Raw genomic sequence first — 24,609 nt, forward strand, 5'->3', positions numbered from 1 at the left:
AAGGTCAGAAGTCTGACCTCTAATAGAAAGTTTAAAGTACCCTTTTATAAAGGTACTTTTTTGATTGTATCATGTTTTTAAATCGTTTTCACGAAATTTCTCATGCTCTTGGATGGTAGGTAGAATAAATGTCTTTTAGTCGTGTTTTCGTAACGTGTGTATAAATTTGAGTCGTCGAAATGTCCACATGCCCTAGCAACTCCTGAACAGCACGCAGGTCTGCCCCATTTTCAAGCAAGTGTGTTGCAAACGAATGTCTTAATGTATGTGGTGTCAATTCCTTTTGGATGTTCGCTGCTTGTGACAGTTTCTTTAAGATCTTCCAAAAACCTTGCCTCGTCAAACGGTTTCCATGATGGTTCAAAAACAAAGCATCGCTAGTCTTCTTTTTTAAAAGCTTTATGCGGCCATTTTCAATATATGTGGTCAGTGCTTCTGTTGCCATTCTTCCTACAGGAATGATCCGTTCCTTATCCCCTTTACCGACACATCTTACAAACCCCATCGTTAAATGGACATCGGATAAATTCAATTGGATAAGCTCCGAGACACGGATTCCAGTCGCATATAATAATTCGATCATCGCACGGTCTCTTATTCCGAACGCTGAATTACTTTCAGGTGCCACCATCAAATTCTCAACTTCCTGTGATGATAAAATTTTGGGTAATTTACGTTCAGTCTTCGGTGTTTCAATATGTACAGATGGATCTTTGTCCGTTACTCTTTCACGTATGAGAAACTGATGGAATGATCGTATGGAAGCTATTGTTCTTGCAATTGTCGTTGAAGCGCGGCCAGCATCCTTCAAATGGTAGAGATACGTCATGATATCGTTCCTGCGTACTCCATTCAACTCTTTATGATTCAATTCCTTCATTAAGAAGATCGTATATTGTTTCAAATCCCGTTGGTATGACTGTAAGGTGTTTTCAGACAACCCACGTTCTACAGTCAAATAGTGCAAATAATCCTGAACCTCGTCATTCATGAGCAAACGCTCCTTATTCCCCAATTTCATAAAACAATTGTAATCGTTCGATCCAATAGATCTCTTCTTCCTCTTCATGATAAGATTGGAAGACCTTTACTGCTCGTCCTTCGGGTTCATCGTAACGATGAAAGTCCTGATATTGTTCGTTCAACCATAGAAGTCCGTAATAAAATAGTAACGTGCAGCTTGCGAAAGCGAGAAATACTTTACATGCGTTCCATATTAAACGAAATAACGAAATCATCGTTTTTCCTCCCAGTTTGTCCTTCCTACAGGATATGCCTGTAATCCTGCAGAATATACGTCAAAACTGGAAACATGCTGAAGAAACGCGGTATTACCCACTCTATTTTTATGAGTTTGTCTTCAACTAAAGAAAACTTGGCAAAGCCAAGCCTTGGCGCAGGTTGAGCCTTAGTTGCGCTTATACGGAAGAAAATATTTTTATACTTTCTTTAAGTGTGAAAGAAAACTGACCCCCTCGTTCATTTCATTGTGGGTCAGTCCATTAATAAATTTTTATTTGGTCGTAACTTCTTTTTCATTTTCAACATTTGCTTTATCATGGCATCGATGACAGATTCCGTGAAAGGTCAACCGGTGATCTTTCACTTTGAAATTCCAATCCTTCTCAACGATTTGCTCCACTTCTCCAAGTAGATCCTCCTGGATTTCGTCCACTGCTCCACATTCAATACATACTAGATGATGATGGAAGTGTGCTGCACCTTCTTTTCGAAGGTCATACCTGGAAACACCATCGCCAAAGTTGATCTTATCGACGATTTTCAATTCAGTAAGCAGTTCAAGCGTCCGATAAACCGTTGCTAACCCGATTTCAGGAGCTTTATCTTTAACGAGCAGATATACATCCTCTGCACTCAAATGATCTTCTTCACGCTCAAGCAAAACGCGAACCGTCGCTTCACGCTGTGGGGTAAGTTTATAGCTTTGTGAATGGAGCTGTTTTTTAATGCGGTTGATACGATTTTCCAAGACGACCCCTCCCACACTCTATGTATATTCTTATTATAAGCATGGGGAAAAGGGGTGTCAAATTATAATTGTTTTAAATTAGGTATTATAATGATTATTACCTAATAATATTGTTAATTGAAAATACCTATTGTCGCTTTGATCAATGTAGGTGATAAAAAGGCTTCAATAAAGGACGCGCTTGCAATAAGAACCATGATTATGATCACCGTAGCAGTATACCTGAACAATAAAGGCATCAGTGGTGTCATCATTCTGTTTGAGAATTGGGCTTTGATGAGTGTCATAGAGATTGCTACTGCAGCAGTCGTCACCAAGACGAACGCAGGAATGAGGATCAGGTTTTGCGGCAATACCGATACGAAGGATAAAAGGAATCCCTGCCAGCCCATCTGATTGACTAGAAATCCAACTGTAAACCCGACAACCATCCCTTTTAAGAATAATAAAACAAGGATGACGGGCACTCCAATAATCGAAAGCCCCAGCAGCCAAATCAACCCCATATATTTAATATAATGGAAGAAGCTTTGAGTGAACATAGCGGATGCACTTGCCACTTCCCCTTCAGAAACTTGTCCGAAAAAACGGTTCAAATAATGGAATAGATCTTCTTTTTGCATCAAACTCAGACTGTTGACAATAACAGCTCCAAACACAATCCCCATCATGAGTAAAACCACCGTAAATGTATATAAGGATGAATGTTCTTGTATATGCTGTGAGAATGAACGTTTCATATTATAGCTCACCCTGTGCTCCATCATATTTCCTCCCTCACGCTCTCTTACTTTCAATTTATGAGAGGAAATCATAGAGTATGACCGAGTAATTTTAATTTATAGGATTCCTTAGTGGAGCTTACCGTAATGGCCTCCCCCGCCTTCTTTCAGATAAATTGTTCCATTTCTTGATTCTATGATTTTATCTACCACTTGATTTGGTAGAACTTTACGGAGTTCTTCAGCTGAAACTGAATGGATAACCTCCATATCTGTCCCGAAAAGTCCTCTCAACTTTTCTAGCATTCTTGGTCCGAGACCCGGAATGAATTCAAGAGGTGCATGATGGGTGTATGGTGGTCTATTAACAGGAGAAGATGCAGCAGTAGCATCCGATAATTCCTTGATTCGATTTGAAACACCTTTAACAATACGTCCTTTTTCACAATGAAGGCATTTGAGGGTTCCTCCTTCTGGGAACAAGGCTCCGCATGTCGCACAGCATGTCCGATAGTATTTGCCGAGTTGAGGATGGAGACCGAAATTACCGGCTATCTTTCGTCCTTCTTTCCCCTTCAACGCAAAAATGAGTTCTTTAAATGAAAGGTCTTCCATGTCGATTGCCTGATATTCGCGTCCGATTTTTTCTAGTGAATGAGCATCGGAATTTGATAGAAACGTATGCTTCTCCAATTCTCCCACCTGTCCTGCCATTTGTGTATCACAGCTTAATCCTAGTTCGATCGCATCTATCAAATCAGGTCTAAAGACTTCTTCCATGCTCTTAACAACACCTCGGCCATATAAACTTTTAAAAGGAGTGAAGGCATGGGCGATTACAAACAAGCCGCCTAATTCTTTTGCTTTTTCCTGAAGTTCGATCGCACTTCCATAGAAACGCTGGGAAGAAAGATGATGATTTGTCATCCGTTCACCTAACCAGCTGCTGAAATGTTTCATGCTGTTTAAATAAGGTAAAAAGACTAATACGTGAATTGGACCATTACAATTCTCATCATATATTTCGATTTCCGAACCTGGGATCAGGCAGCCTCCGTCTTTTACAAGCCCTCCATCACGATGTTCATAGATCTCACCCTTTTCAACAGCTTCTTCTAGTTCATGGATTACAGCAGGAACATGACAATCGATAATCCCGACCATCTGTATTCCTTTATGATGGAAGGCTTTGTGTAAAACATTTGAAAGAGTCAAGTTTTTCGAGGCTGATATTTTTACAGGCCTACCTTCTGAAGTGCTTCCTAAATGGATATGGAAATCTGCAAAAATCTGTTTCATTTTAAGATCGGTGTTCCTTCAATTGCAAGTATTGGATGGCAAACGCCGTTTTTGCATCATGAATGTCCTGGGTTTTTACAAGTTCATTTGCTTCTTCCAACGTCACTTCCATCCGCTCGACAAACTCGTCCTGATCCAACTGGACCTTCCCTTGTTCCAACTGATCAGTGTAATAGATATGAATGAGTTCATCCGCAAAACCAGGAGATGTATAGAAGGATTGAAGATATGTGAGCTTTGTACTTCGATAACCTGTCTCCTCTTCCAGCTCACGTAGTGCACAAACTTCTGGATCTTCACCTTTTTCAAGTTTCCCTGCAGGTATCTCAATGATTTCACGGTTTAATGGTTTGCGATACTGACGTACGAGGACGATTTTATTTTCTGGCGTCATAGCTAACACCGCTACTGCACCAGGATGTTTTACGACTTCTCTCTGGCTCGTCTTCCCATCTGGGAGTTCAACTTGTTCAACATGAAGGTCGATGATTTTACCCCTATATATGACTTCTGAATCAATTGTTCTTTCTTCTAACTTTTTCATGACACAAAACTCCTTGTGCTAATTCTATTTTTTGATACATAAAGTCTATCATAAGCGATTATCCTATTCCTAATGATGAGAGACGAAGGGAGTCTATACCATGAAGGTTTATCTGCAGACGAACAGCGTGACATTAGTCGGTAAAGCCTGGCAAGTACGGTATTTGCTGAAAAAATATATGCAGGAATACGATACCGTCCAGGATTGGATCGAAGGTCGTCATAAAAAATAGACTGAAGGAACAGCACCTTTAGAGGGTGTTGTTTTTTACATTTCAGCGTTTATATTTGTGAAATTTCTCCCTTTCCGCGGGCAAGCCGCGAGCTTTTCGAGCAGGAGTGTCGTAAATTTCCCTTATAATCACCAAAGTCCATAAAAGAGACTATTTTAAAGTTTTGTAAAATCCTTTCCCATTCAATCCAACAAATACATAATTTGCAGACCATGAAAGATGTTTTCGGACTGCCGCTCGTGGTAATGTACTAATCAGGAGGTGCTTTTCATGCAATTGAACAAGCTAGGATCTTCAGAATTACGAGTATCAGAAATCGGATTAGGTTGTATGTCATTAGGTTCAGATGTAAAAGAAGCGACAAAGATCATCCACAAAGCACTGGATAAAGGCGTAACGTTGATTGATACGGCAGATCTCTATGACTTTGGTGAAAACGAAAAATTAGTCGGTAAAGCTTTGAAAGGAAAGCGCGAACAATGCGTTCTGGCTACGAAAGTAGGTAACCGTTGGGATCACGTAGATGAAGGCTGGGAATGGGCACCGAGTAAGGATTACATAAAAACCGCGGTTAAACGTTCCTTGCAAAGACTAGACACAGATTATATCGATTTGTATCAGCTTCACGGCGGAACGATTGATGATCCAATCGATGAAATCATCGAGGCATTTGAGGACTTGAAAACTGAAGGATTGATACGTGAATATGGAATCTCCTCAATCCGTCCAAATGTCATTAAAGAATACCTTGAACGCTCAAATATCGTCAGCATAATGATGCAATATAGTTTACTTGACCGTCGACCTGAAGAATTGTTGAATACGATCCAGGCTAAGAACGTATCTGTGATTGCTCGAGGACCTCTCGCGAAAGGAAACCTTAGTGAGCGGATTTTCACAGACGAAGCTTCTGATAAAGGATTTCTCGACTATGAACCTTCAGAAATCAAGGATATCATGACAAAGATAAAGGATATATCAGATGGCAGGAAGCTTTCTCATTTGTCGCTTCGCTATCCTCTGCATCACCCAGCAGTGGCGACAACAATTCCTGGTGCAAGTTCAGTCGAACAGATTGATGATAATACTGAAGCAGCTAAGATCGAACTGACTCGTAAGGAAATTGAACTTTTCCAGGAGTGGACGAAACAGACCTTCTATGATAAACATCGTGACTAGAGGATAAAGTTCCACTGTTGATTCCGTAAATCTGACCGTATATTTGTAAATATGGGCGGCATTTCTGTAAAACCGGAACTTAATTTTGTAAAACTGAGCCCCCATTTTACAAAACTAAGGGACTGTCCCAAAGTGTCTGAGTCTCTCCGAACTTAACAACATTTTGAGAAAAATCGTGGATTTGATCCAAAATGTTGTGTTGGAGGTGTCTGACACTTTGCTTTTAGGACAGTCCCTTTCATCATGTATTCTCGTTTTCAATGACCATCGCTATGCCTTGCCCGCCGCCGATACAGAGACTTGCTACACCAAATCGTTTGTTTTGGAGCTCCAACTCATATGCAAGTGATAGCAATAGTCTTGATCCGCTCGCACCGACTGGATGACCCAGCGCGATTGCTCCGCCATTTACATTCGTTTTATTGCGATCCAGATTCAGTTCTTTTTCTACAGCAAGGTATTGTGCGGCAAAAGCTTCATTGATTTCGAACAAATCGATCTGATCCTTGGAAAGCCCTGCCCGTTTCAAGGCAAGATTGATCGCAGGCACAGGACCGATTCCCATTACTGAAGGATCAACACCGCAAAAAGCCCATGAACGGATTTTGGCGAGGGGCTTCACATTTTTCTTCTTAACAAAAGAGTCTCCTGCGATTACCAATGAAACAGCACCATCGTTAATACCGCTCGAATTTCCTGCCGTCACCGAACCGTCCTTTTTGAAAGTCGGTTTCAGCTTAGACAGTCCTTCTACAGACGTCGATGGTCTGACATGTTCATCGGTCTTCACAGTTTTAACCTCTTTCCGCCCTTTCACCTCAACTGACACAATTTCACGTTGGAAGCGACCTGATTGAATTGCTTCCGAAGCACGTTGGTGACTCAACGCAGAAAATTCATCCTGTTCTTCTCTTGAAATATCGTATTGCTCAGAAAGGTTCTCAGCAGTAATGCCCATTCCGTTTCCAATCGCTTCATCCCGCAAAGTCAATAAGAGCATATCCTCGAATTGGACATTGCCGAGCTTAGGATGACCGAAACGATTTGTAAAAGAAACATGCGGACTCATCGACATATTCTCGACGCCGCCTACAATCGCAGCCTCCCCTTCATTCAAAAGAATAGAATGGACTCCTGAGATGACTGATTGCAATCCAGAACCACAAAGACGGTTCACCAGCATAGCCGGCGTCTCTATTGGAATTTCCGATTTTGTAGCGATATGGCGCGCTACATATGGTGCATTCGTACTGCTATGAATCACATTTCCATATATGACCTGATCGATTTCATCAGGAGATACTTGTGAGCGCTCCATCGCTTCCTTTGCAGTGGCAACGCCTAGTTCAGTTGGTTCAATACTCGCAAATGATTTTCCGAATGAGGTGAAGGCTGTCCGTGCTCCCTCTAGAATGTATATTTCGTCCATATCGATCCCCCTTAACATAAAAAGTACTTAAATGAACACCAATCCGATCGATATAAAAAGACCGCTGACTAACATGGCAATCACACAGAATCCCATGATATCTTTTGCAGATAACCCAGCGATAGCGAGTGCCGGAAGTGCCCAGAATGGTTGGATCATGTTCGTCCACGCATCACCCCAAGCTACAGCCATTGCCGTTTTTGCAGCACTGATTCCAAGGTCTTCACCAGCCATCAGCATAATAGGTGCTTGCACAGCCCATTGCCCCCCGCCGGATGGAACGAAGAAGTTGACGATTCCAGCGCTCAAAAATGCAAAGAATGGATACGTCAATTCATTGGAAATGCTGACGAACCATTGAGACACTTCAGCAGCTAACCCACTTGCTACCATCATACCCATGATTCCAGCATAGAATGGGAACTGGATGATGATCCCCCCAGCACCCTTAACCGCATCAGACACACTGTTGATAAAGCGTCGCGGTGTACCGTGCAGCAAGATCCCTAGGAACAAGAATAGGAAATTGACAATATCCAGATTGAGACTGAATCCACTCGTCGCAAAATAATAGACGAGGAACGCAACACCCAATAAACCGATGACCATCGATAGGATCCAGCTGTTTTCAAGCTTTTCTGCAGGCGTGTTCGCTTCAACCGCAGCTGCCTCGACATTCTTTTCCTCTAGAATTGAGGGATCAATGTAAAACTGGTTGTCTTTCTGGTTCATCATCAACCTATTGACAATCGGCAAAGTAACAAACAAAGCCAGCACGATGAAGATGTTGAACGGTGCAAAAATCGTTTCAGACGTCGGGATCACACCGATGATGTCACTGGAAAAGTGCTCAGGTGTCGCGATTGTCAATGGAATCGATCCTGAAAAACCTCCATGCCAAACAAGGAATCCGCTGTAAGCGCTTGCGATCAATAACCGATAATCGACCTTCTCGACCTGTCTAGCAAGTTCTTTGGCAAACAATGCACCGATGACCAGTCCGAAGCCCCAGTTGATCCAGCTTGCTGCCAAAGATACCAGTGTGACGAAGACGATCGCCTTCCCCGGAGTGGAAGCAAGTGAAGCAAGTTTTCTCAACCCTTTCTTGAATAACGGGCTACTCGCCAGAACATATCCTGTTACAAGGATCAGGACCATCTGCATTGCAAACGTCAACAGACTCCAGAATCCTTCACCCCAGAAAGTCACCATCTCAACCGGTGTGCTTCTTGTGATGAGCATACCCATAACGAATACGACTAGCGTGAGGATGACCACGAATAAGAATGGATCCGGCAGATATCGCTGCATGATCCGATTTGTAAGTGCTGTTATCCTTTTCACCAATTACCTCCCCCTAATGGTTCTGTCAGGCATTTTCTTATACATCATTGTTCCAATTGGAAATATACTCGCTAACCGACTTCCTGTCTTCTTTCAGTTAGCAATAAACTTTTAATAACAGCCTACATTTAAAATGCATTCACCTTTACGTCGTCGCCTATGATCAATGTCGGTTGAGTCGCTTCCTGAATCTCTTCTGGTGTGAACCCTTCTGCGACCTCAACAAGCTTCAAGCCTTCAGGAGTTACATCGATTACGGCACGATCGGTGATGATCCGATCTACCACGCCGCTACCAGTGAGTGGCAAAGAACATTCGTTCAGAATTTTCGGATCCCCTTTTTTATTGACGTGATCCATGATGACGATGATCCGCTTCGCGCCATGTACAAGGTCCATCGCACCGCCCATCCCCTTTATCATCTTTCCAGGAATCATCCAGTTTGCAAGATCGCCGTTCCCTGAAACCTCCATTCCACCTAAAATCGCAATATCGATATGTCCGCCACGGATCATTCCAAATGATTCAGAGCTGTCAAAATAAGACGCACCTTTCGTAGCAGTAACGGTTTCTTTTCCAGCATTGATCAAGTCAGGGTCGACTTCATCTTCTGTCGGATAACGCCCGATTCCGAGCAAACCGTTTTCTGATTGAAGGACGACTTGTTTGTTATCTGAAATATAGTTCGCGACTAATGTCGGCATACCGATTCCTAGGTTTACATAGAACCCATCTTCAATTTCCTTTTCTGCTCTTCTAGCAATACGTTCGCGTACGAGTGCTTTATCTACTTTTGTCATTATTACTTCCTCCCTCTGCTGTTATTTCGTAACGGTCAATCGTTCGATTTTCTTCTGCTGTTCACCGACGATCAATTTTTGAACATAGATACTTGGTGTATGGATGTGATCTGGATCCAATTCACCAACTTCGTATAGCTCCTCCACCTCTGCAATCGTGATTTTCCCAGCTGCTGCAATCATAGGGTTGAAGTTACGTGCTGTCTTGTTATAAATGAGGTTCCCCATTTTGTCTGCTTTCTGGGCTCGAACAAGACTGACATCCGCAGTCATCCCATACTCCAACAGGTAATCCTTTCCGTCAATATTCCGAACCTCTCTTCCTTCAGCTAACGGCGTACCAACTCCAGCTGGTGTATAGAATGCAGGGATCCCTGCACCTCCCGCTCTGATTCTCTCAGCAAGCGTCCCTTGAGGAATCAATTCTACTTCAATTTCTCCAGACAAAACTTGGCGTTCAAACTCTTTGTTTTCACCGACATAAGAACCGACCATTTTCTTGATCTGTTTGTTTTTCAGAAGAAGGCCGAGTCCCCAATCGTCTACACCACAGTTATTTGAGATCACTGTAAGATCCTTGACACCGCTATCGACTAATGCAAGAATCAAATTCTCCGGAATGCCGACAAGACCGAAACCACCGACCATGATCGTAGCTCCATCTTTAATATCTTTTACTGCTTCTAAGAATGATGTTTCAATTGGTTTCATGTTCTTTCATCTCCTTTTTTATGCTTCATTTTCAATGATTGTCGCCACACCTTGCCCGCCGCCAATACATAATGTGGCAAGACCATATTGTTCATTTCTGCGTTTCAATTCATGGATCAACGTTACTAGAATTCGAGTGCCGCTTGCTCCGATCGGATGGCCAAGTGCAATCGCACCGCCATTCACATTAAGAATCTCTTTATTGAAGTTGAGATCCTTCCCAACCGCTAAGGATTGGGCAGCGAAAGCTTCATTCGCTTCGATCAGATTCATTACATCAATGGTGAGATTCGCTTTTTCCAATGCCTTTCTCGTGGCTGGCACTGGTCCGATTCCCATGAGGCTAGGGTCGACACCAGCTGAAGCATTTGAACGAATGACAGCGAGTGGCTTCAATCCAAGCTCTTCTGCCTTTTGACGGCTCATAACGATGACTGCAGCGGCACCATCATTGATACCTGAAGCATTACCTGCAGTGACCATGCCATCTCTTTTGAATGCAGGACGCAATTTCGCTAATTTTTCAGCGGTTGATTTCTTCGGGTGTTCATCAGTATTAAAGACGAGCGCTTCCCCTTTACGTTGTGGGATTTCAACAGGAACGATTTCATCTTCAAAACGACCATTCTCTATCGCACTCGCAGCTTTCTCCTGACTCCAGGCTGCGAATTCATCTAATTCTTCACGCTTTAATCCGTGCGTTTCACATAGGTTCTCAGCAGTGATGCCCATATGGTAGTCATTGAACGCACACCATAGTCCATCCTGGATCATCGAGTCGACAACTTTCTGATCCCCCATTTTATAGCCATCACGTGCTCCTTTTAATAGATAAGGTGCTTGGCTCATATTTTCCATACCACCTGCAACAATCACATCTGCATCTCCCAACAGGATCGACTGTGCAGCAAGATGGACCGTTTTCAAACCGGATCCACAAACCTTATTGATCGTCATTGAAGAAGTCGTATCAGCAAGCCCTGCTTTAATTGCCGCTTGCCTTGCAGGGTTCTGTCCTAATCCAGCTTGCAGGACATTCCCCATGATCACTTCATCGACTTCTGATATGCCTGCACGTTTCAAAGCTTCTTTAATTGCGATACCACCCAGTTCTGTAGCTGATATTGATTTTAAACTACCGCCAAAACCACCGATCGGAGTCCTGACTGCACTAACTATGACAGCTTCTCTCTCCATCTCTGTGTTGCCTCCTTGATATTTGTTGTAATCTGTCTCACCTTGTCTATTTCTCAGTCATTTCTGAATTCTCCTTCTTATCAGACGATATTTCTTTGAAAGAATGAAAATACTTGCCCTTTAAAATTTCTTCACGTTACAATGAAAGATAAAGTACATTAAAACGCTTACATACAGTGGTAAAATTGTAAAGAAAAACTGGAGGTCATTATGAACTTACCGGAAAAAGTGACAATCATTGAGGTAGGACCAAGAGACGGATTACAAAATGAAAAAAATCAGGTGCCTACCGATGCGAAAATCACCTTTATAAAGGAATTAAAGAATGCTGGAATCAAGGAAATGGAGTTGACATCATTCGTCTCCCCTAAATGGGTTCCCCAGATGAGTGATGCGAAAGAAGTAATTGACGTTTGTCTAGATGATCAGCGTAACTTCGTACTCACACCGAATCGCAAAGGAATCGAACGGCTTTATGAGACGGATGGAAAGGATGTCGCTGTCTTCGTGGGTGTCAGTTCAACATTCAATAAAAAGAACATCAACAAGACAACTGAGGAAAGCATGTCTGAATTGAAACCAATCCTTACCGAACTGAAGCAGAAAGGCTACTTCATCCGAGCTTGCATTTCCACTTCCTTTTATTGTCCTTATGATGGGAAAGTCGAACCGGAGGATGTGGTCGCGTTATGTACACAATTTGCCGATTATGGCGTAGATGAATTAAGCGTTGCTGATACAATCGGGATGGCGAACCCTCTCGAAAGCTATCAATTATTCAATGAATTGAATGAAAAATTAGGAGATCGACTGATGCTGACAGCTCATTTCCACGATACACGCGGCATGGCTTTAGCAAATATTTATGCGTGCCTTCAAGCTGGAATAACGAGATTCGATACTTCAGCTGGCGGATTAGGCGGGTGTCCGTTCGCTCCTGGCGCAACCGGAAATGTAGCTACCGAAGACGTCGTGTATATGCTTCATCAAATGGGGATCGAAACTGGTATTGATTTAGCAACACTTCACAAAGCAATCCAGGGGATATCCGAGCATGTTTCGAGGAAAATTGGAAGCAAGTATTTCAATCTTGTTGAACAGACACCTTCTCGAACTTAGAAAGGACATTTGAATAAAAAGAAAAAGGGCTGCACCTTACTATTATCTTCAGGGCAGTCCTTTTTATAAAGCTGTTCGTTCCGTTTATTGTAGTGAGTTTTCTAGTTTTTGTACCGATGCTTCGGAAGTGTTTCATAAAAAAGAATATTACCTCGTTTACACTTTGAACCTCTCCGCAAAGGTTCACAACTCTAATTACGGTCTCTAACTCTATCGAAATGAGGAGATATAAGTCCGATCCATTTTATCCTTAAGCTTCCAGGCTAGCTTTCCAGTTGTAGAGAAAGGCCCATACTTTAACAAAGCCGTCTGGTGGCCCAGTGAAATCATTGTTAAATGTGGTTTGGTGGGATGAAAATGATATCCCTCACCTGTTTCAAGATACCCCTTAAGATTTTCAAACAGCACTTCTCCCTGACGATCAGCTATTACACCATATTGGGAAAGAGATGGCTGATTCCGAATTGTAACACTGTTTCCTGCACCAAAGATAAATGGGAATTTTTTGACTTGGAGTGTGTCTTCGACTACTAGATACCCTTCCTGATCAGTAGGTAATTTAGAACTCTTGTATATTTTTGGCGCCTGCGATTCTGTCATCCACAATAAAGAACCAAAAGACACAGTATCATGTTCGGTAATTAACGCGCTATCATCAACTTCAATTACTTTTTGTTTCTGGATTTGTATCCCTGCATTTTGCATAATAGATATCATTTTGTCCTGAGTTAGGACATCTTCAATTTCACCTGGTAATAAGGCTAAGATCACTTTTCCATCATCTTGGTACAATTGTTTCCAGGCTTGTATAGCTAGACTCATTTCAATTGAATCCCTTCCCCCTCCAACGATGACTACTATACCCTTTTTGTAGTCAGATTTTTGGAAACGAACGATCTGGTTTGTTCCAAGAAAAATGTTGTCACGTTCAGGAAGCATTTCCATCCCTTTCAGTCGGGTACCAATCGCCAAAGACAAGACATCGAAAGACAAGATATCTCCCTTTTCAGTAAGCACCATTTTCTGCTTCACATCAATAGACAGTGCCGTTCCTTGAACAAACCGGATTCCGGCTTTTTCAGTCAAATCTGCTAAATCAATTTCAAGATCTTCCAACCGGTAGATCCCCTCAACAAAACCAGAGAACATATCAGAATGATAGGTGGTTGATGTTGGATTGAGAAGAGTGATTTCACAATCCATTGAAGTTTCATTTTTCAATTTTTTCAATAAAGTAAGGTGGGCACGGCCACCTCCGATTAATAACAGCTTTTTAGACATAATTGCTCCTTAATCCATTAATTCAGTTAGATCCTGTAAGACTTGATCCGGCTCAACGCCAAGTTCATCCATAGTACTGCCAGTGCGGTTGACCCAGGCGACTTTGAAGCCGAATGTTTTTGCTCCTGCTACATCCCATGTGTTTGAAGACAAAAACAAGACTTCGTGCCGCTCAACACCTAGTTGTTCCAATGCATACAGATATGAATCCGGATGTGGTTTGAACCGCTTGATTCCATTCACCGAAATCAAATTGGAAAAATGGGACTGCAGACGATTGTGTTCAATCAATGGATGAAGCATATCCTCTGAACCATTCGAAAAAACAGCTAACTGAAAATCTCCCAACCTTTCAAGTACCTCTTCCACTTCCGGATACGGTTTCAACTGCAGATATGCTGATAATAATGATTTTTCAATTGATCCGCTCAGTTCCACACCTTTACTCTTACAAGCATATCTTAACGCATCTTTTGTTATTGACCAAAAGGTACGATAATTTCCCATCAATCCTCGAAGGAAAGAATATTCAAGCTGTTTTTGTCTCCACACCTTGCTGAGTACTTCTCCTTTTTGCGGAAAGTGGGTATCGCACTCTTCTATCACTGAATGCACATCAAACAGTGTTCCATAAACATCAAACACGATCGCTTTCGTATTACGGTTCATCAAATTCACCCCGTGTTCATATTTATTTCTGATCAAGTCGGACGGCTAACATTCGTGAAAGCTTTTTCCTGAACAGGATTGGCAAAGCTGTGAGGACCACCAGGGAAGCAATCGATATTATGATCAATTCATTCCCCCCAGAATACGTACTGCTTCCGATGCCGCAATAAATCAAGGCTCCCGGGACCAGCCCCAATAAGGTCGCAAATAAATAATGTGAAAAACGAATAGTCGATACTGCACTTAGATATGTAACCAGTTCAAAATGTAAAAATGGTAGCAGACGCAAAACCAATAAGATGATGAAACCTTTCTTGTCTATTTGTTGTCGTAAGGTTTCGTATTTTTCGGAATCCGGTATCCTCCCGAATGTAATCCCTAACTTCCGTATCGCCAGGAACGATAGGATCGCTCCTAAACACGCTCCGATGATTGTTAGAAACACCCCAAACCAGAAACCGAACGCAAGACCACCCACAATCGCTAATAAAGAAGCCGGAAACAAGACGAGGGGACGTACTGTGAACATGAGCAGGTATATCCCGGGTGCTATCCAGCCAAACACCATCACCCAATCCCGAATTTCCCTTGGGGGAATTTCTAAGAAAGCTTGATTCAACCAGATAAATAACCCTACTAAAATAATGATGATTACAATCTTACGTATCCATTTCTGTTTGTCCATGTTCTGCCCTCTTTTGTCAGGATCTTATATTACCTTAACAGATCCACTTCGTCTTAATAAAAACGTTTCCCTTAAATTATGTCCAATGAAACGTATATATTTTCATCCCTTTCAAACATAAAAAAGCCCTACTCGAATGAGTAAGACGTGATAAAAATATTTTCTTATCTACTTTAAGTATAACCTGAATTATCCACAAAAAACAGACTGTATTTTACATTTAATCCCATCTAAAATTAGGATGTATTATTTAGAGAGGGGAATGTGGATGATTAATGAAGTCTGGCAGAATAATAACTTACTCCTTTTCTTTTTCGGTCAGATTGATTTTTTCCATAGGAAATTATTTTTCTTTTTTCGCCCAATCCGTAGCAGCTTACCTTTTTTCCAGCGCCTTATCTTCAGTAGGTCTATTATGGTTAATCAGAGGAATTGCGAGTATTTTATTGATTCCGATCGGTGGACTCGTTACCGACAGATACAATCGGAAAAGAATAATCTTGACGACAGATTTGATTTCCGGGATGTTAACGCTGAGCTTCTTTTTCTTAACTACGGACAACCAGTTCTGGCTGTTACCTTTACTTGCTTTTTCCACTCAAGCTGTACACCGACTCTATGATCCTGCTGTCAAAGCATCTTTCAAACAAATTTCTTATCCGACTCCCTTGAAAAAATCAGGTGCAGTTCTATTCTCAGCCAGTTTTCAATTATAATCGGACCTCTTCTTGGCGGACTTTTGTTCTGGTCTGCCCATCAATCGATACATATATTATTTTTATTAGACGCACTTACCTTTTTCATAAGCTTCTTCATACTTTTACAAGTAGACTTCCATATTAAAAAAGACCAGGTACAGCATCAATCTTCTCCGTTTTCAATGATTAAAAGTGGATTGAAATTTTTATTTTCAAGACAAAATATCCGTGTGTTGTTGCTCCTTCTCTTCCCTGTTGCATGGATGGGGAAGGTTTTCGACGTATTGGTTCTAGAATTGAGCAGCTTGATACACGGAGCTACGTTCAATTATTTAGGATTGCTACTTTCCGTTTTTGCTCTCGGCGGTATTTCTTCATCCTTCTGTATTCTAAAATTTCATGATCGTTTGGATATTTTGGCTTTAACGAGGGGAAGTGGATTCACCTTATGTATCTGGTTAATGATCATAGGTTTTTGGTCGATTCCAGTAATCATTTATTTTCCTATTTACCTATTCGTTTGGATTCATCCTTACACTGATTGTGATGATGCTTCAAATTCTTCTACAAGAAAAAATCGAGCAAGCGTATTTAGGACGTATCTTTGCATAAAAAAACAGAAAAAAGTCGTACACAATCCTGGTGAGTGACCATATACTCTGAAAGAAGCGTATATTAGGTTACGATTATGTAAAACTATGGTATTCTAATGATAGGACAACATATACTAATAAAAACCGCAGGTGTTGCAGCACCTGCGGAGAGATAGCACAATAGATTCCCCTCAAAGGGGGAAGGCTTTTCAGATGGATGACCACCCTAATGTCGCCAAGCTCAAGGGTGGTTATTTCCTTTTATCAGGAAAAGACAACAACGTCACGATTAACAATCCAAATGTGATCATCAGACTGATCGCTTCGAACGCTGTCAATGGCTGCACCCCCTTCCTTGACTGCTTGTGACGGGGATCAGCCTTTCTCCTTCGAGTATCCTCTATCGCACTCTTACTATTATACCACGATTCCATCATTTTCCTCATCGTCAATTTGAGCTAAATTTCCTTCCAAGTAGAATCTGATCCGATTAAGGTTTATATATGTAGTATATGGAGGCAAGCAATATAATGGTGCTGAAATCGATAACCTCTGCTTTATTGGGAAAATGCCGAAAAACACAAAATCAAGCCATATGAAAGATGGAGAATATACCACTGAAAGACAAGAACTACACGCTGAGATTATGGCCATAAAGGATGGTTAGTTGAAGGGAAAATGATACCACTTAAAGATTTCAATAAATTTGTATCGATTTGAAACTTCATAATGGCAGGGATACGCGAATATGGATGGTGAATATACTCTTTCACAGTGATACCGAGTCTTTCTAGGACATGGTGTGGAATCTGTACCTGATGTGCTTTCACTCTTGCCCATTTTAATGCCTGGTAGTTATTGAATGTGACATAAAACCCCTTTCCGAAGTCTGTCAGTCTACTTTGGATATCGATCCAGATCCCATATGATTTAATGATATTAGCAGCAAATAAGGTTGTTCCATAGTATACAGTGCTAACACTCTTCTCCATCAATAAATACCTCATAGATTGTTATTTGAAAACTTTAATATCATATGAGGAAAGGTATAATATGGACTTTTCTTCCGTTAAAAAATAATTATGAATAAGACCCCCACATGAAAATCTGAAAACCCGAAACTTATTAGCACAACCCCCTTAAAAGTTATCATGGAAGGACACTTAGAATGTAGCATCCCCTGCATTCTAAAGTGTCCTTTTTGTTGCCGTAGAAAGAATCGCGCGAGCCATGTTCTTTTGTGTACACCTCGTTTTGCGTTATGCAAAACCGTATCCTGGCATCTCTTTGAATACCTAAAACCTAGTTTGACACTGTCGGGCGATTAATAATGTCATAAAACACTTCCTTTCGGTTTTTCGCGCTTGAAGTGTCTTATGAAGACTCCATGAAGCACAAGAGAAAAACGCCCCCGGCAAAAAGGAGCGTTCTCTATATTAGGAACTAATTTGTTTATTTAATCCACATTTGATTTGCTGCCTTGCCCGGTATAGGCGTGATTTCACAGTTCCTAATGGGAGCTGTAACCGATCAGAAATCTCTTCTTCTTTCAATCCATCATCATATTTAAGTAAAAAAACTTCACGCAAAACCGGTTTTAGTGCACTTACTTCGTGTTCGATTTCTTTTTCCATCCATAGACCTTCGACGATTTGTTCAACATCATTCTTTTCCTGGTTGTATTCGTTAGCTGTATAAATGACATCCTCTACCAGGATTGCGCCGGATCTCTTTTCTTTACGGATGAGGTCAATCGCTGTCCGTGAGGCGATGGTCGAAAGCCACGAACCGATTTTATCAATATCCAATATCGAATCGATTTTCTTGAATGCCTTGATGAAAGTCTCTTGAACGATATCTTCTGCAAGATATCTGTCATGGGTGATCATCACTGCAACCTTAAATACTTTATGCCTGAATGTTTCATATATAAGATTTAAATCAATATCTTGATTCTGTTCTTGAAGGTGTATTGCCTCCATCTTTTATCACCTCACCTTTATTCAAAATGTTCTTTTACAAAATCAGGGATATTATGATTAGGAAAACTGAGCAGTTCCATTTGATCAGTATCTTTGTATTTGAAAACAATGAAATATTTATTATTTGGATTTCCCCATGTGGAAGCCTTAATACTCTCTTGAATCTCACTCTTCTTAGTAATCTTCCACGCATCTGATAATTGAGTAACCTGTTTTGCTACTCCCATTTCTTGGTCGTTGAAGGCGATGTTCTCCGATGGTGCGATTACTGCATATTCGATATCTTCTAGTGTTGTTAAAACTTTATTTGAGAGACTCTCTGTTTTCATCCATTTTTCGAATCTCTCGAATGATGATTCAAATTCCAAATAAACTTCATTATGCTCTCCACTTGAAAGGTGGATTCTGATAGAAGGTTCAAACGGGCTCTTGTCTCTCTCGCCATCATAAGGAGCCTCTTTTACATCGAACTTCAATGCTTCCAGTGCAGTTTCGATTTTTTCCGGCTCATGTATGATCACTTCTCCTTTTTGGGATTCTACCGTAATTCTCGTAACATCTTCACTGGAAATATGGAATATCCGGTTCGTCTTTTCTTTATATTCATTGGCTTCATAGACCGGTTTCAAATAGTTCATTAGTTCTTCTGTGACCGGTACACGGTATTCCCTGATCAACTCTTCTCCATTCTTCATTTCATAGGCAATGAAGAATGTTCGTGTATTATGATAAGAAGGTAAATATGACTTTTTATTGTCGATAAGATACTCATGGAAGTTTATTACTGATTGGATATTATCTTTACTGGCCAATGTTGGATTATAATATTCTGGACCATCAAATGAATCGGGTTCATCCTTGTGTTGAAAGTTCCATGCGCCGTTACCTATGAAGACCTCATCAACTTCCTTCAGTTCGGGCACTTTATTTTCGTAACCGGTCAAATCAAAACGAAATGCGATAATTGACACGGCTACGATTACAGCAAAGATAAAATAGCCTTTCAAATGGGTGAAAACCCGCCACGTTTTTTGTAAAAGCATTTCTGCAATCAAGTACCCGAAAATACTTCCCAGGGCATAACCAACGAGCAACCAGGCGAATGAGTGCTGTGTCTCGCTGAAGTACATACCGCCTAACAACATTACGCAAAGCGTCACACTATATTTGAAGAATGGTTTTAAAGGATGAAAGACAAACGCCTGGGATACGCCTTCCAGATTTCTTTTTTCATAAAGTTTTAAGCCTGCTATATATAGCACAAGAGTCATAACAAGATAGAGAGCAACTTCTGTCCAAGTGAAAATTTCTCTATCATGATCAATAATATAAGTTGCAAATGCTGTAATCGGTGAATATTTGTTCATTTGACTGCTCATATAATAATTTGCTGAAAATCCATATAAGAAATACGCCATGTTCATCACTATCAAGATGGTAATTCCGACTGGTAACAGCAATAGGATATAGGTAAGCACTCCTTGCACCGCGGATAACCCGGTCATTGATCCGATGAATATTCCCGCAATGAATAGTAATACCGTGATTACGAAAAGCAGTCCCATCCATACCCATATGTCTCTCATTGAATAGAAGTTTTCCAGATTCATCGTTCCATTCATTATCATCAGTACTATTCCTGTAATGAGTACAGGGAGCATTAAATAGATGACACCCAGCAAAGTATAATTGTTATAAAGGTTTGATCTCTTTATAGGCAAACTATGCATGAAATCTGACGCATTTTTTACTTGTAAATATCTGAATAGGAAGATCGCCAACAGGACAGGCACAGAAAACACTAATAAGAGTTGGATCTCACCGTTAAAAGAAAACAGACTATCATAATAGTTAAATTGACTTGAAGGATCTTCACTGCTCCAAATCATCAATATTTGCATTGGAAGAGCAAGTAATAGACCCATCAGATAAATGAGTGCTATCCACCCCACACTACGAAAGCTTTGGATCCACATCTCTTTATTAATCAAGGACGTTTTTGATTGCATAGCCAACATCCCCCATTTCGTATATGAAGATTTCCTCCAGTGTGAGCGGCAACAAGTCAAAAACAACCGGATTGGATCGTTCAAAATGCTCCGTAACTTCACCTGCTTGCCCTCTGACAATACAGAGCATGACACTTCCGCGTTCTTCTTTGTACAATAATTCCACACCTTCAAACAGCTCATTTGGAACTTCTTGCTTAAAGGCGATCTGGATTTTATGAATGTCCGACTTCAATACATCGAGTTCTTTTTCCAGTAAAAGCTTTCCTTTATGTAAGATCCCGATGTGATCACAAATGTCTTCAATTTCTCTCAAGTTATGAGAAGAAATCAATACTGTCATTTCACGTTCTGCTACGTCTTGTAATATCAGATTCTTCACCTTTTTCCTCATGACTGGATCAAGTCCATCAATCGGTTCATCCAAAATCAACACATCAGGCATTGTAGAGAGCGATATCCAAAACGCCACCTGCCGCTGCATCCCTTTTGAAAACTTATGGATCTTTTTATTTACATCGATCTCAAAGACTTCCTTCATTTGCTGATACCTTTCTTCATTCCAATTCGAATACATGCTCTTATAGAAATTCGCCATTTGCTGGATTGTGTATTGCGAAAAGAAATACAGCGTATCAGGAATGAAAATCATCCTGTCTTTCATTTTCGTATTCTCGAAAACAGGTTCATTATTGATTGTGATACTTCCAGAACTCTCTCTTAATACCCCGGCTAGGATCCTTAGCAGCGTTGTCTTACCTGCTCCATTTGAACCTAACAACCCATAAATGGATCCCTTCTTGACTGTAAAGGAAACGTCTGATAATGCCTCGACGTCATCTAGCTTCTTCGCTACATCATTGACCCGAATCATCTTGTTCCCCTCCCCCTATCGATTTCTCTATTTCTGTAATGTAATTTCGTAGTTCTTCTGCTGTCATACCAAGGTAAAGTGCCTCTGAGACGAGTTCTTTGAATTCTGCCTTTACCTTCGCTAGTTTTTCTGAGTTAACAGCATGTTCAGTCTCACTGACAAAGCTGCCTTTTCCTTTGATCGAATATATATATCCTTGTGATTCTAATTCCCGGTACGCCTTTTGAATCGTGTTCGGATTGATCGTCAATTGTTGGGCAAGCACTCTGACAGACGGAAGCTGTTCATCTGTTTTCATGGCATCATTGATAATAAGTACTTTAAATTTATCGACTAATTGCTCGTAAATTGGTTTACGACTTCGAACATCGAGATCAAACATGGCCACCCTCCCATCTGGACTCGAACTGTATGAACTGTATTAACCGTACTAACTGTATTATTATTATTAGTACAGTTTTTATTATATACGAATATTTCCATAATGAGAAGAAGAAATTTGCAAAATAACCCGAGGAAAGGAAATGAATCTGCTAAGGGATAGAAAAGAAAATTGAACTCAAATACTTGCTCAAGGATCTGTCCATACTATCTGTAGAGTGTGATTAGCTACCTAGGAGGTTTACATATGGAAGCGCATCAAAACAACCATAAAACTTACTGTAACAGTGAATACGATGAATTGAAGAGAGTCATTTTGTGCGAACCACATTATATGACGATCCGCGAGATCATCAATGAAACTCAAAAACAGTTCAAAAACGAGGGAATAAATATCGATCTGGCAGTGGAACAACATAACCACTTCATCAAAATACTCAGGGATAACGGGGCTGAGGTGATCCTGCTTCCTTATCATGAGAAATTCCCTGAACAGGTGTTTACACGAGATATCGGCTTTACTCTAGGTCAAACCGTTTTTATCTCTAAAATGGGGAGTGATGTACGTAAAGGAGAGGTAGGGATTGTAAAACAATGGCTTGATGATGAAGAAATGTCGTATTTCAATCTTTCTGAGGAAAAAATAGAAGGCGGGGATGTGATCATCGACCAGGATACGATTTATATCGGTTTAAGTTATCGTACAGACCAAAAGGCTGTGGATCATCTACAGAGTATTTTAACGACCTGCAAGGTGATGGGAATCCCTTTCAATGAGAAATATTTACATTTAGACTGTGTATTCAATGTCGTTTCTCCTGAAGTCGCATTGGTCTTTCCACCTGCCTTGGATAAAAAAGAACTCGAGCTCTTTTCTTCACGTTATGAATTGATTGAAGTATCAGAAGAAGAACAATTTACACTTGGAACGAACGTTTTATCAATAGGACACAAAAAAATTATCAGCCTGCCGATCAATACAGAAGTTAATGCGCAATTGAGGCAAAAAGGTTTCGAAGTAATCGAAGTCGATATTTCTGAAATTATCAAATCAGGAGGTTCCTTTCGCTGCTGTACGTTGCCGATTCTAAGAGAAAATAGAGCGCAGAAAAAATAAAAAGAGGTTTCTTTGACATTGTACAGGAAAGATAGACACCTTTTTGCTTCGTTAAAAAATTTTAAATGGATGTGTACAGACTTGATCAAACCCAAGACTTTCCGAAAGTGCTTATAACTGTTGTTATTATTTTCAGGGTCTGTAATTTTTGTTGATTTCTACGGAATTTACTCCCTTTCCTCGGGCAAACGAAAAACGGAAGCGACTTGCTTAGTTACGTAGGTCACTGGAAGACTGACGAGAAGGCTCGAACCAAACAAAGACTTGGTTCTGCGTGGGCTCCCTCATAAGGATGGCAATGAATGTGTTGCCGCCGCAGGAAGTTTGAAGTGATCCAAGTGACTGGTCGCTGAGCTGGACATTACTTCCATGCACCAGCTCTTAATCCACGAGCCTCCTCACTTGCACAGGATGTCAACACAAAAATGAAATCATTTTCGTGTCTGCGATGAGAATTCTCAGAAGCTTTCCTTCTGCTTGGCTTCGACGTTCACCACAGGACCACAGACTTTTATTCCATCCTTTTTGCAGTTTTGCGCCGAGTAACCGCAGGCGCAGGACGTGGTGGAATTTAGTCGAAGGCCCTTATTATAGTCGGAGATCCTTTTAAAAACAGTGGCGTCTCGCTTGGCGTGCTTTCCCGCGGGAGTATCGCAAATTTCGTTTAAATCAACAAAGTCGTTTACCAGAGCTAAAAAATAAGGGTAAGCATAATTGTTGTTTAAAAAGTCTGCAAAAAAAAAAACGGGATTACTGAACGGTCCAGTCCCGTTTTATCATAGTGTCAATTATCATTTTTTATTTTGATTTCTTCAGGTAAATCAGATGAAGCTTTTGGAACTTTCCGGGATTCAAAGTTGATGACCTCGGAGGAATAGAGTTTTACGATCATGCTTCCTCCATACCGCTTAGCCCGGATCAATATCGGCTGGTTATATTTATTGAGAAATTGAAAGTCAGCGCCATACCAGCTTACTGTCGCATCCCGACCAGGCGGTACGTATGGGACACGCTTACTATGAGAGTATCGTTCAATGATTTGGAGGCCTGCTCGGTCAACCGCATTGAACAATGTTGATGACACCTGGCAAATCCCTCCTCCAATCCCTTCTGACACTTCCCCTCTTACGATGACAGGGGCTGGCATATATCCTTTTTTCTCAGTTCTCCTGCCGACCACTTTGTTAAAAGAAAACGTCTCACCAGGGAAAATGACTGTATTATCGATTGCTTCTGCGGCAAGAGAAATATTATGCGTACGGTTTTCATTGTTTGAATTGAAATACGTTACATACTGGCCAATCTGCTGTACCCTGATATGAGCAAGCAATTCACTATCCACCTTCGGATAAATATCCATCTCTGGAACTTCTACCTTAGAGGCGCCATGTCCATAGTAATAATCGAAAAACTGGTCCTTGAACATCTGCCGATCTAGCTTATAGCCTACTTGTCCAGGTTTTATATTACCAAAATCATCTAGCCTGGCATTGACAGGAGCCTGATAAACCTGTTGGTCAAGTTCTTTGATGAATTTATTGTATTTTTCAACATCAAGTATACGTGTATCCGGTATTCGTATCGAAAAATTTTCACGCTCAACGGTAGTAATGGTCTCTTCTTGTTGTGTCAACGTCAGGCTTTCAGGCTGTTCACCAAGTTGAGCCACTAACAAAAGAGCAGCCATCCATATATGTATCATAGCAAGCATTACCTCCCGCCATTAGTATGTTCGTGGGAGCACCCTTTCATGT

General features: G+C 40.9%; 27 protein-coding genes. 6 read left to right on the forward strand and 21 right to left on the reverse strand.

The window, feature by feature from the left end:
* Window positions 1-100: 100 nt before the first annotated feature.
* From xerD to KOL94_RS07410, 6 genes are all read right to left on the reverse strand, one after another.
* Window positions 101-991: a site-specific tyrosine recombinase XerD gene (gene xerD, locus KOL94_RS07385; RefSeq protein WP_221565314.1), complete on the reverse strand. Its 891-nt coding sequence runs from the start codon at window positions 989-991 to the stop codon at window positions 101-103.
* Window positions 992-1,004: 13 nt separating this feature from the next.
* On the reverse strand, window positions 1,005-1,238 hold the full coding sequence (locus KOL94_RS07390; protein WP_221565316.1) for a YqzK family protein: 234 nt from the start codon (window positions 1,236-1,238) through the stop codon (window positions 1,005-1,007).
* 275 nt (window positions 1,239-1,513) lie between these two features.
* Complete coding sequence (gene fur / locus KOL94_RS07395; RefSeq protein WP_221565318.1) at window positions 1,514-1,990, reverse strand: ferric iron uptake transcriptional regulator; 477 nt, start codon at window positions 1,988-1,990, stop codon at window positions 1,514-1,516.
* A 113-nt stretch (window positions 1,991-2,103) separates the two neighbouring features.
* Window positions 2,104-2,754: a stage II sporulation protein M gene (gene spoIIM / locus KOL94_RS07400; protein WP_260412239.1), complete on the reverse strand. Its 651-nt coding sequence runs from the start codon at window positions 2,752-2,754 to the stop codon at window positions 2,104-2,106.
* Window positions 2,755-2,841: 87 nt separating this feature from the next.
* Window positions 2,842-4,011 (reverse strand): endonuclease Q family protein, encoded by a 1,170-nt coding sequence (locus KOL94_RS07405; protein ID WP_221565320.1) that lies wholly within the window; start codon window positions 4,009-4,011, stop codon window positions 2,842-2,844.
* A gap of 1 nt (window position 4,012) precedes the next feature.
* Entirely contained in the window at window positions 4,013-4,555 is a 543-nt protein-coding gene (locus KOL94_RS07410; RefSeq protein ID WP_221565322.1) for an NUDIX domain-containing protein, read from the reverse strand.
* A 100-nt stretch (window positions 4,556-4,655) separates the two neighbouring features.
* On the opposite strand from KOL94_RS07410, the gene mciZ reads away from it, so the two are divergent.
* Both mciZ and KOL94_RS07420 read left to right on the forward strand, forming a co-directional pair.
* Window positions 4,656-4,787, forward strand: coding sequence for a Z-ring formation inhibitor MciZ (gene mciZ / locus KOL94_RS07415; RefSeq protein ID WP_221565324.1), 132 nt, complete (start codon window positions 4,656-4,658; stop codon window positions 4,785-4,787).
* 270 nt (window positions 4,788-5,057) lie between these two features.
* Window positions 5,058-5,966 (forward strand): aldo/keto reductase, encoded by a 909-nt coding sequence (locus tag KOL94_RS07420; RefSeq protein ID WP_221565326.1) that lies wholly within the window; start codon window positions 5,058-5,060, stop codon window positions 5,964-5,966.
* 241 nt (window positions 5,967-6,207) lie between these two features.
* On the opposite strand, the gene KOL94_RS07425 is transcribed toward KOL94_RS07420, so the two are convergent.
* The 5 genes from KOL94_RS07425 to KOL94_RS07445 form a co-directional block, all read right to left on the reverse strand.
* A complete protein-coding gene (locus KOL94_RS07425; protein WP_221565328.1) occupies window positions 6,208-7,395 on the reverse strand; it encodes a thiolase family protein in 1,188 nt (395 codons plus the stop codon).
* A 27-nt stretch (window positions 7,396-7,422) separates the two neighbouring features.
* Window positions 7,423-8,739 (reverse strand): short-chain fatty acid transporter, encoded by a 1,317-nt coding sequence (locus tag KOL94_RS07430; RefSeq protein WP_221565330.1) that lies wholly within the window; start codon window positions 8,737-8,739, stop codon window positions 7,423-7,425.
* 128 nt (window positions 8,740-8,867) lie between these two features.
* Window positions 8,868-9,539 carry a 3-oxoacid CoA-transferase subunit B gene (locus tag KOL94_RS07435; protein WP_221565332.1) on the reverse strand — a complete coding sequence of 224 codons (672 nt, stop codon included), beginning with the start codon at window positions 9,537-9,539 and terminating at the stop codon, window positions 8,868-8,870.
* Window positions 9,540-9,560: 21 nt separating this feature from the next.
* On the reverse strand, window positions 9,561-10,250 hold the full coding sequence (locus tag KOL94_RS07440) for a CoA transferase subunit A (protein ID WP_221565334.1): 690 nt from the start codon (window positions 10,248-10,250) through the stop codon (window positions 9,561-9,563).
* A gap of 18 nt (window positions 10,251-10,268) precedes the next feature.
* The gene (locus KOL94_RS07445; protein WP_221565336.1) at window positions 10,269-11,447 is read right to left on the reverse strand and encodes an acetyl-CoA C-acetyltransferase; all 1,179 of its coding nucleotides are present in this window, start codon (window positions 11,445-11,447) and stop codon (window positions 10,269-10,271) included.
* Window positions 11,448-11,657: 210 nt separating this feature from the next.
* Here KOL94_RS07445 and KOL94_RS07450 point away from each other — a divergent pair, with 210 nt between their 5' ends.
* The gene (locus tag KOL94_RS07450; protein WP_221565338.1) at window positions 11,658-12,566 is read left to right on the forward strand and encodes a hydroxymethylglutaryl-CoA lyase; all 909 of its coding nucleotides are present in this window, start codon (window positions 11,658-11,660) and stop codon (window positions 12,564-12,566) included.
* A 210-nt stretch (window positions 12,567-12,776) separates the two neighbouring features.
* On the opposite strand, the gene KOL94_RS07455 is transcribed toward KOL94_RS07450, so the two are convergent.
* Genes KOL94_RS07455 through KOL94_RS07465 form a run of 3 tightly spaced genes read right to left on the reverse strand, consistent with a single transcriptional unit; the run spans window position 12,777 to window position 15,201 of the window.
* Window positions 12,777-13,847: an NAD(P)/FAD-dependent oxidoreductase gene (locus KOL94_RS07455; RefSeq protein WP_221565340.1), complete on the reverse strand. Its 1,071-nt coding sequence runs from the start codon at window positions 13,845-13,847 to the stop codon at window positions 12,777-12,779.
* A 9-nt stretch (window positions 13,848-13,856) separates the two neighbouring features.
* Window positions 13,857-14,516: a haloacid dehalogenase type II gene (locus KOL94_RS07460; RefSeq protein ID WP_221565342.1), complete on the reverse strand. Its 660-nt coding sequence runs from the start codon at window positions 14,514-14,516 to the stop codon at window positions 13,857-13,859.
* A 22-nt stretch (window positions 14,517-14,538) separates the two neighbouring features.
* Window positions 14,539-15,201, reverse strand: coding sequence for a TVP38/TMEM64 family protein (locus KOL94_RS07465; protein ID WP_221565344.1), 663 nt, complete (start codon window positions 15,199-15,201; stop codon window positions 14,539-14,541).
* Window positions 15,202-15,476: 275 nt separating this feature from the next.
* On the opposite strand from KOL94_RS07465, the gene KOL94_RS07470 reads away from it, so the two are divergent.
* Complete coding sequence (locus KOL94_RS07470; protein ID WP_221565345.1) at window positions 15,477-15,917, forward strand: MFS transporter; 441 nt, start codon at window positions 15,477-15,479, stop codon at window positions 15,915-15,917.
* A 23-nt stretch (window positions 15,918-15,940) separates the two neighbouring features.
* On the forward strand, window positions 15,941-16,549 hold the full coding sequence (locus tag KOL94_RS25755; RefSeq protein WP_221565347.1) for an MFS transporter: 609 nt from the start codon (window positions 15,941-15,943) through the stop codon (window positions 16,547-16,549).
* Window positions 16,550-16,743: 194 nt separating this feature from the next.
* Here the strand turns inward: KOL94_RS25755 and KOL94_RS07480 are convergent, their stop codons facing one another.
* From KOL94_RS07480 to KOL94_RS07505, 6 genes are all read right to left on the reverse strand, one after another.
* Window positions 16,744-16,926: a putative holin-like toxin gene (locus KOL94_RS07480; protein ID WP_221565349.1), complete on the reverse strand. Its 183-nt coding sequence runs from the start codon at window positions 16,924-16,926 to the stop codon at window positions 16,744-16,746.
* Window positions 16,927-17,136: 210 nt separating this feature from the next.
* Window positions 17,137-17,484 carry a DUF3990 domain-containing protein gene (locus KOL94_RS07485; RefSeq protein WP_221565351.1) on the reverse strand — a complete coding sequence of 116 codons (348 nt, stop codon included), beginning with the start codon at window positions 17,482-17,484 and terminating at the stop codon, window positions 17,137-17,139.
* Between the two features lie 444 nt (window positions 17,485-17,928).
* The gene (locus tag KOL94_RS07490) at window positions 17,929-18,474 is read right to left on the reverse strand and encodes an RNA polymerase sigma factor (protein WP_221565353.1); all 546 of its coding nucleotides are present in this window, start codon (window positions 18,472-18,474) and stop codon (window positions 17,929-17,931) included.
* Between the two features lie 17 nt (window positions 18,475-18,491).
* Window positions 18,492-20,483 carry a DUF6449 domain-containing protein gene (locus tag KOL94_RS07495; RefSeq protein ID WP_221565355.1) on the reverse strand — a complete coding sequence of 664 codons (1,992 nt, stop codon included), beginning with the start codon at window positions 20,481-20,483 and terminating at the stop codon, window positions 18,492-18,494.
* Complete coding sequence (locus KOL94_RS07500) at window positions 20,458-21,357, reverse strand: ABC transporter ATP-binding protein (protein ID WP_221565357.1); 900 nt, start codon at window positions 21,355-21,357, stop codon at window positions 20,458-20,460. The genes KOL94_RS07495 and KOL94_RS07500 overlap by 26 nt, the downstream gene beginning before the upstream one ends.
* A complete protein-coding gene (locus tag KOL94_RS07505; RefSeq protein ID WP_221565359.1) occupies window positions 21,341-21,739 on the reverse strand; it encodes a GntR family transcriptional regulator in 399 nt (132 codons plus the stop codon). The genes KOL94_RS07500 and KOL94_RS07505 overlap by 17 nt, the downstream gene beginning before the upstream one ends.
* 246 nt (window positions 21,740-21,985) lie before the next feature.
* Between KOL94_RS07505 and KOL94_RS07510 the strand changes: the two genes are divergently transcribed.
* The gene (locus KOL94_RS07510) at window positions 21,986-22,855 is read left to right on the forward strand and encodes a dimethylarginine dimethylaminohydrolase family protein (RefSeq protein ID WP_221565360.1); all 870 of its coding nucleotides are present in this window, start codon (window positions 21,986-21,988) and stop codon (window positions 22,853-22,855) included.
* Between the two features lie 784 nt (window positions 22,856-23,639).
* Here the strand turns inward: KOL94_RS07510 and KOL94_RS07515 are convergent.
* The gene (locus KOL94_RS07515) at window positions 23,640-24,557 is read right to left on the reverse strand and encodes a VanW family protein (protein ID WP_221565362.1); all 918 of its coding nucleotides are present in this window, start codon (window positions 24,555-24,557) and stop codon (window positions 23,640-23,642) included.
* Window positions 24,558-24,609 lie beyond the last annotated feature (52 nt).

Origin of the sequence: Alkalihalobacillus sp. TS-13, from assembly GCF_019720915.1 — a bacterium.
Classification (GTDB): Bacteria; Bacillota; Bacilli; order Bacillales; family Fictibacillaceae; genus Pseudalkalibacillus.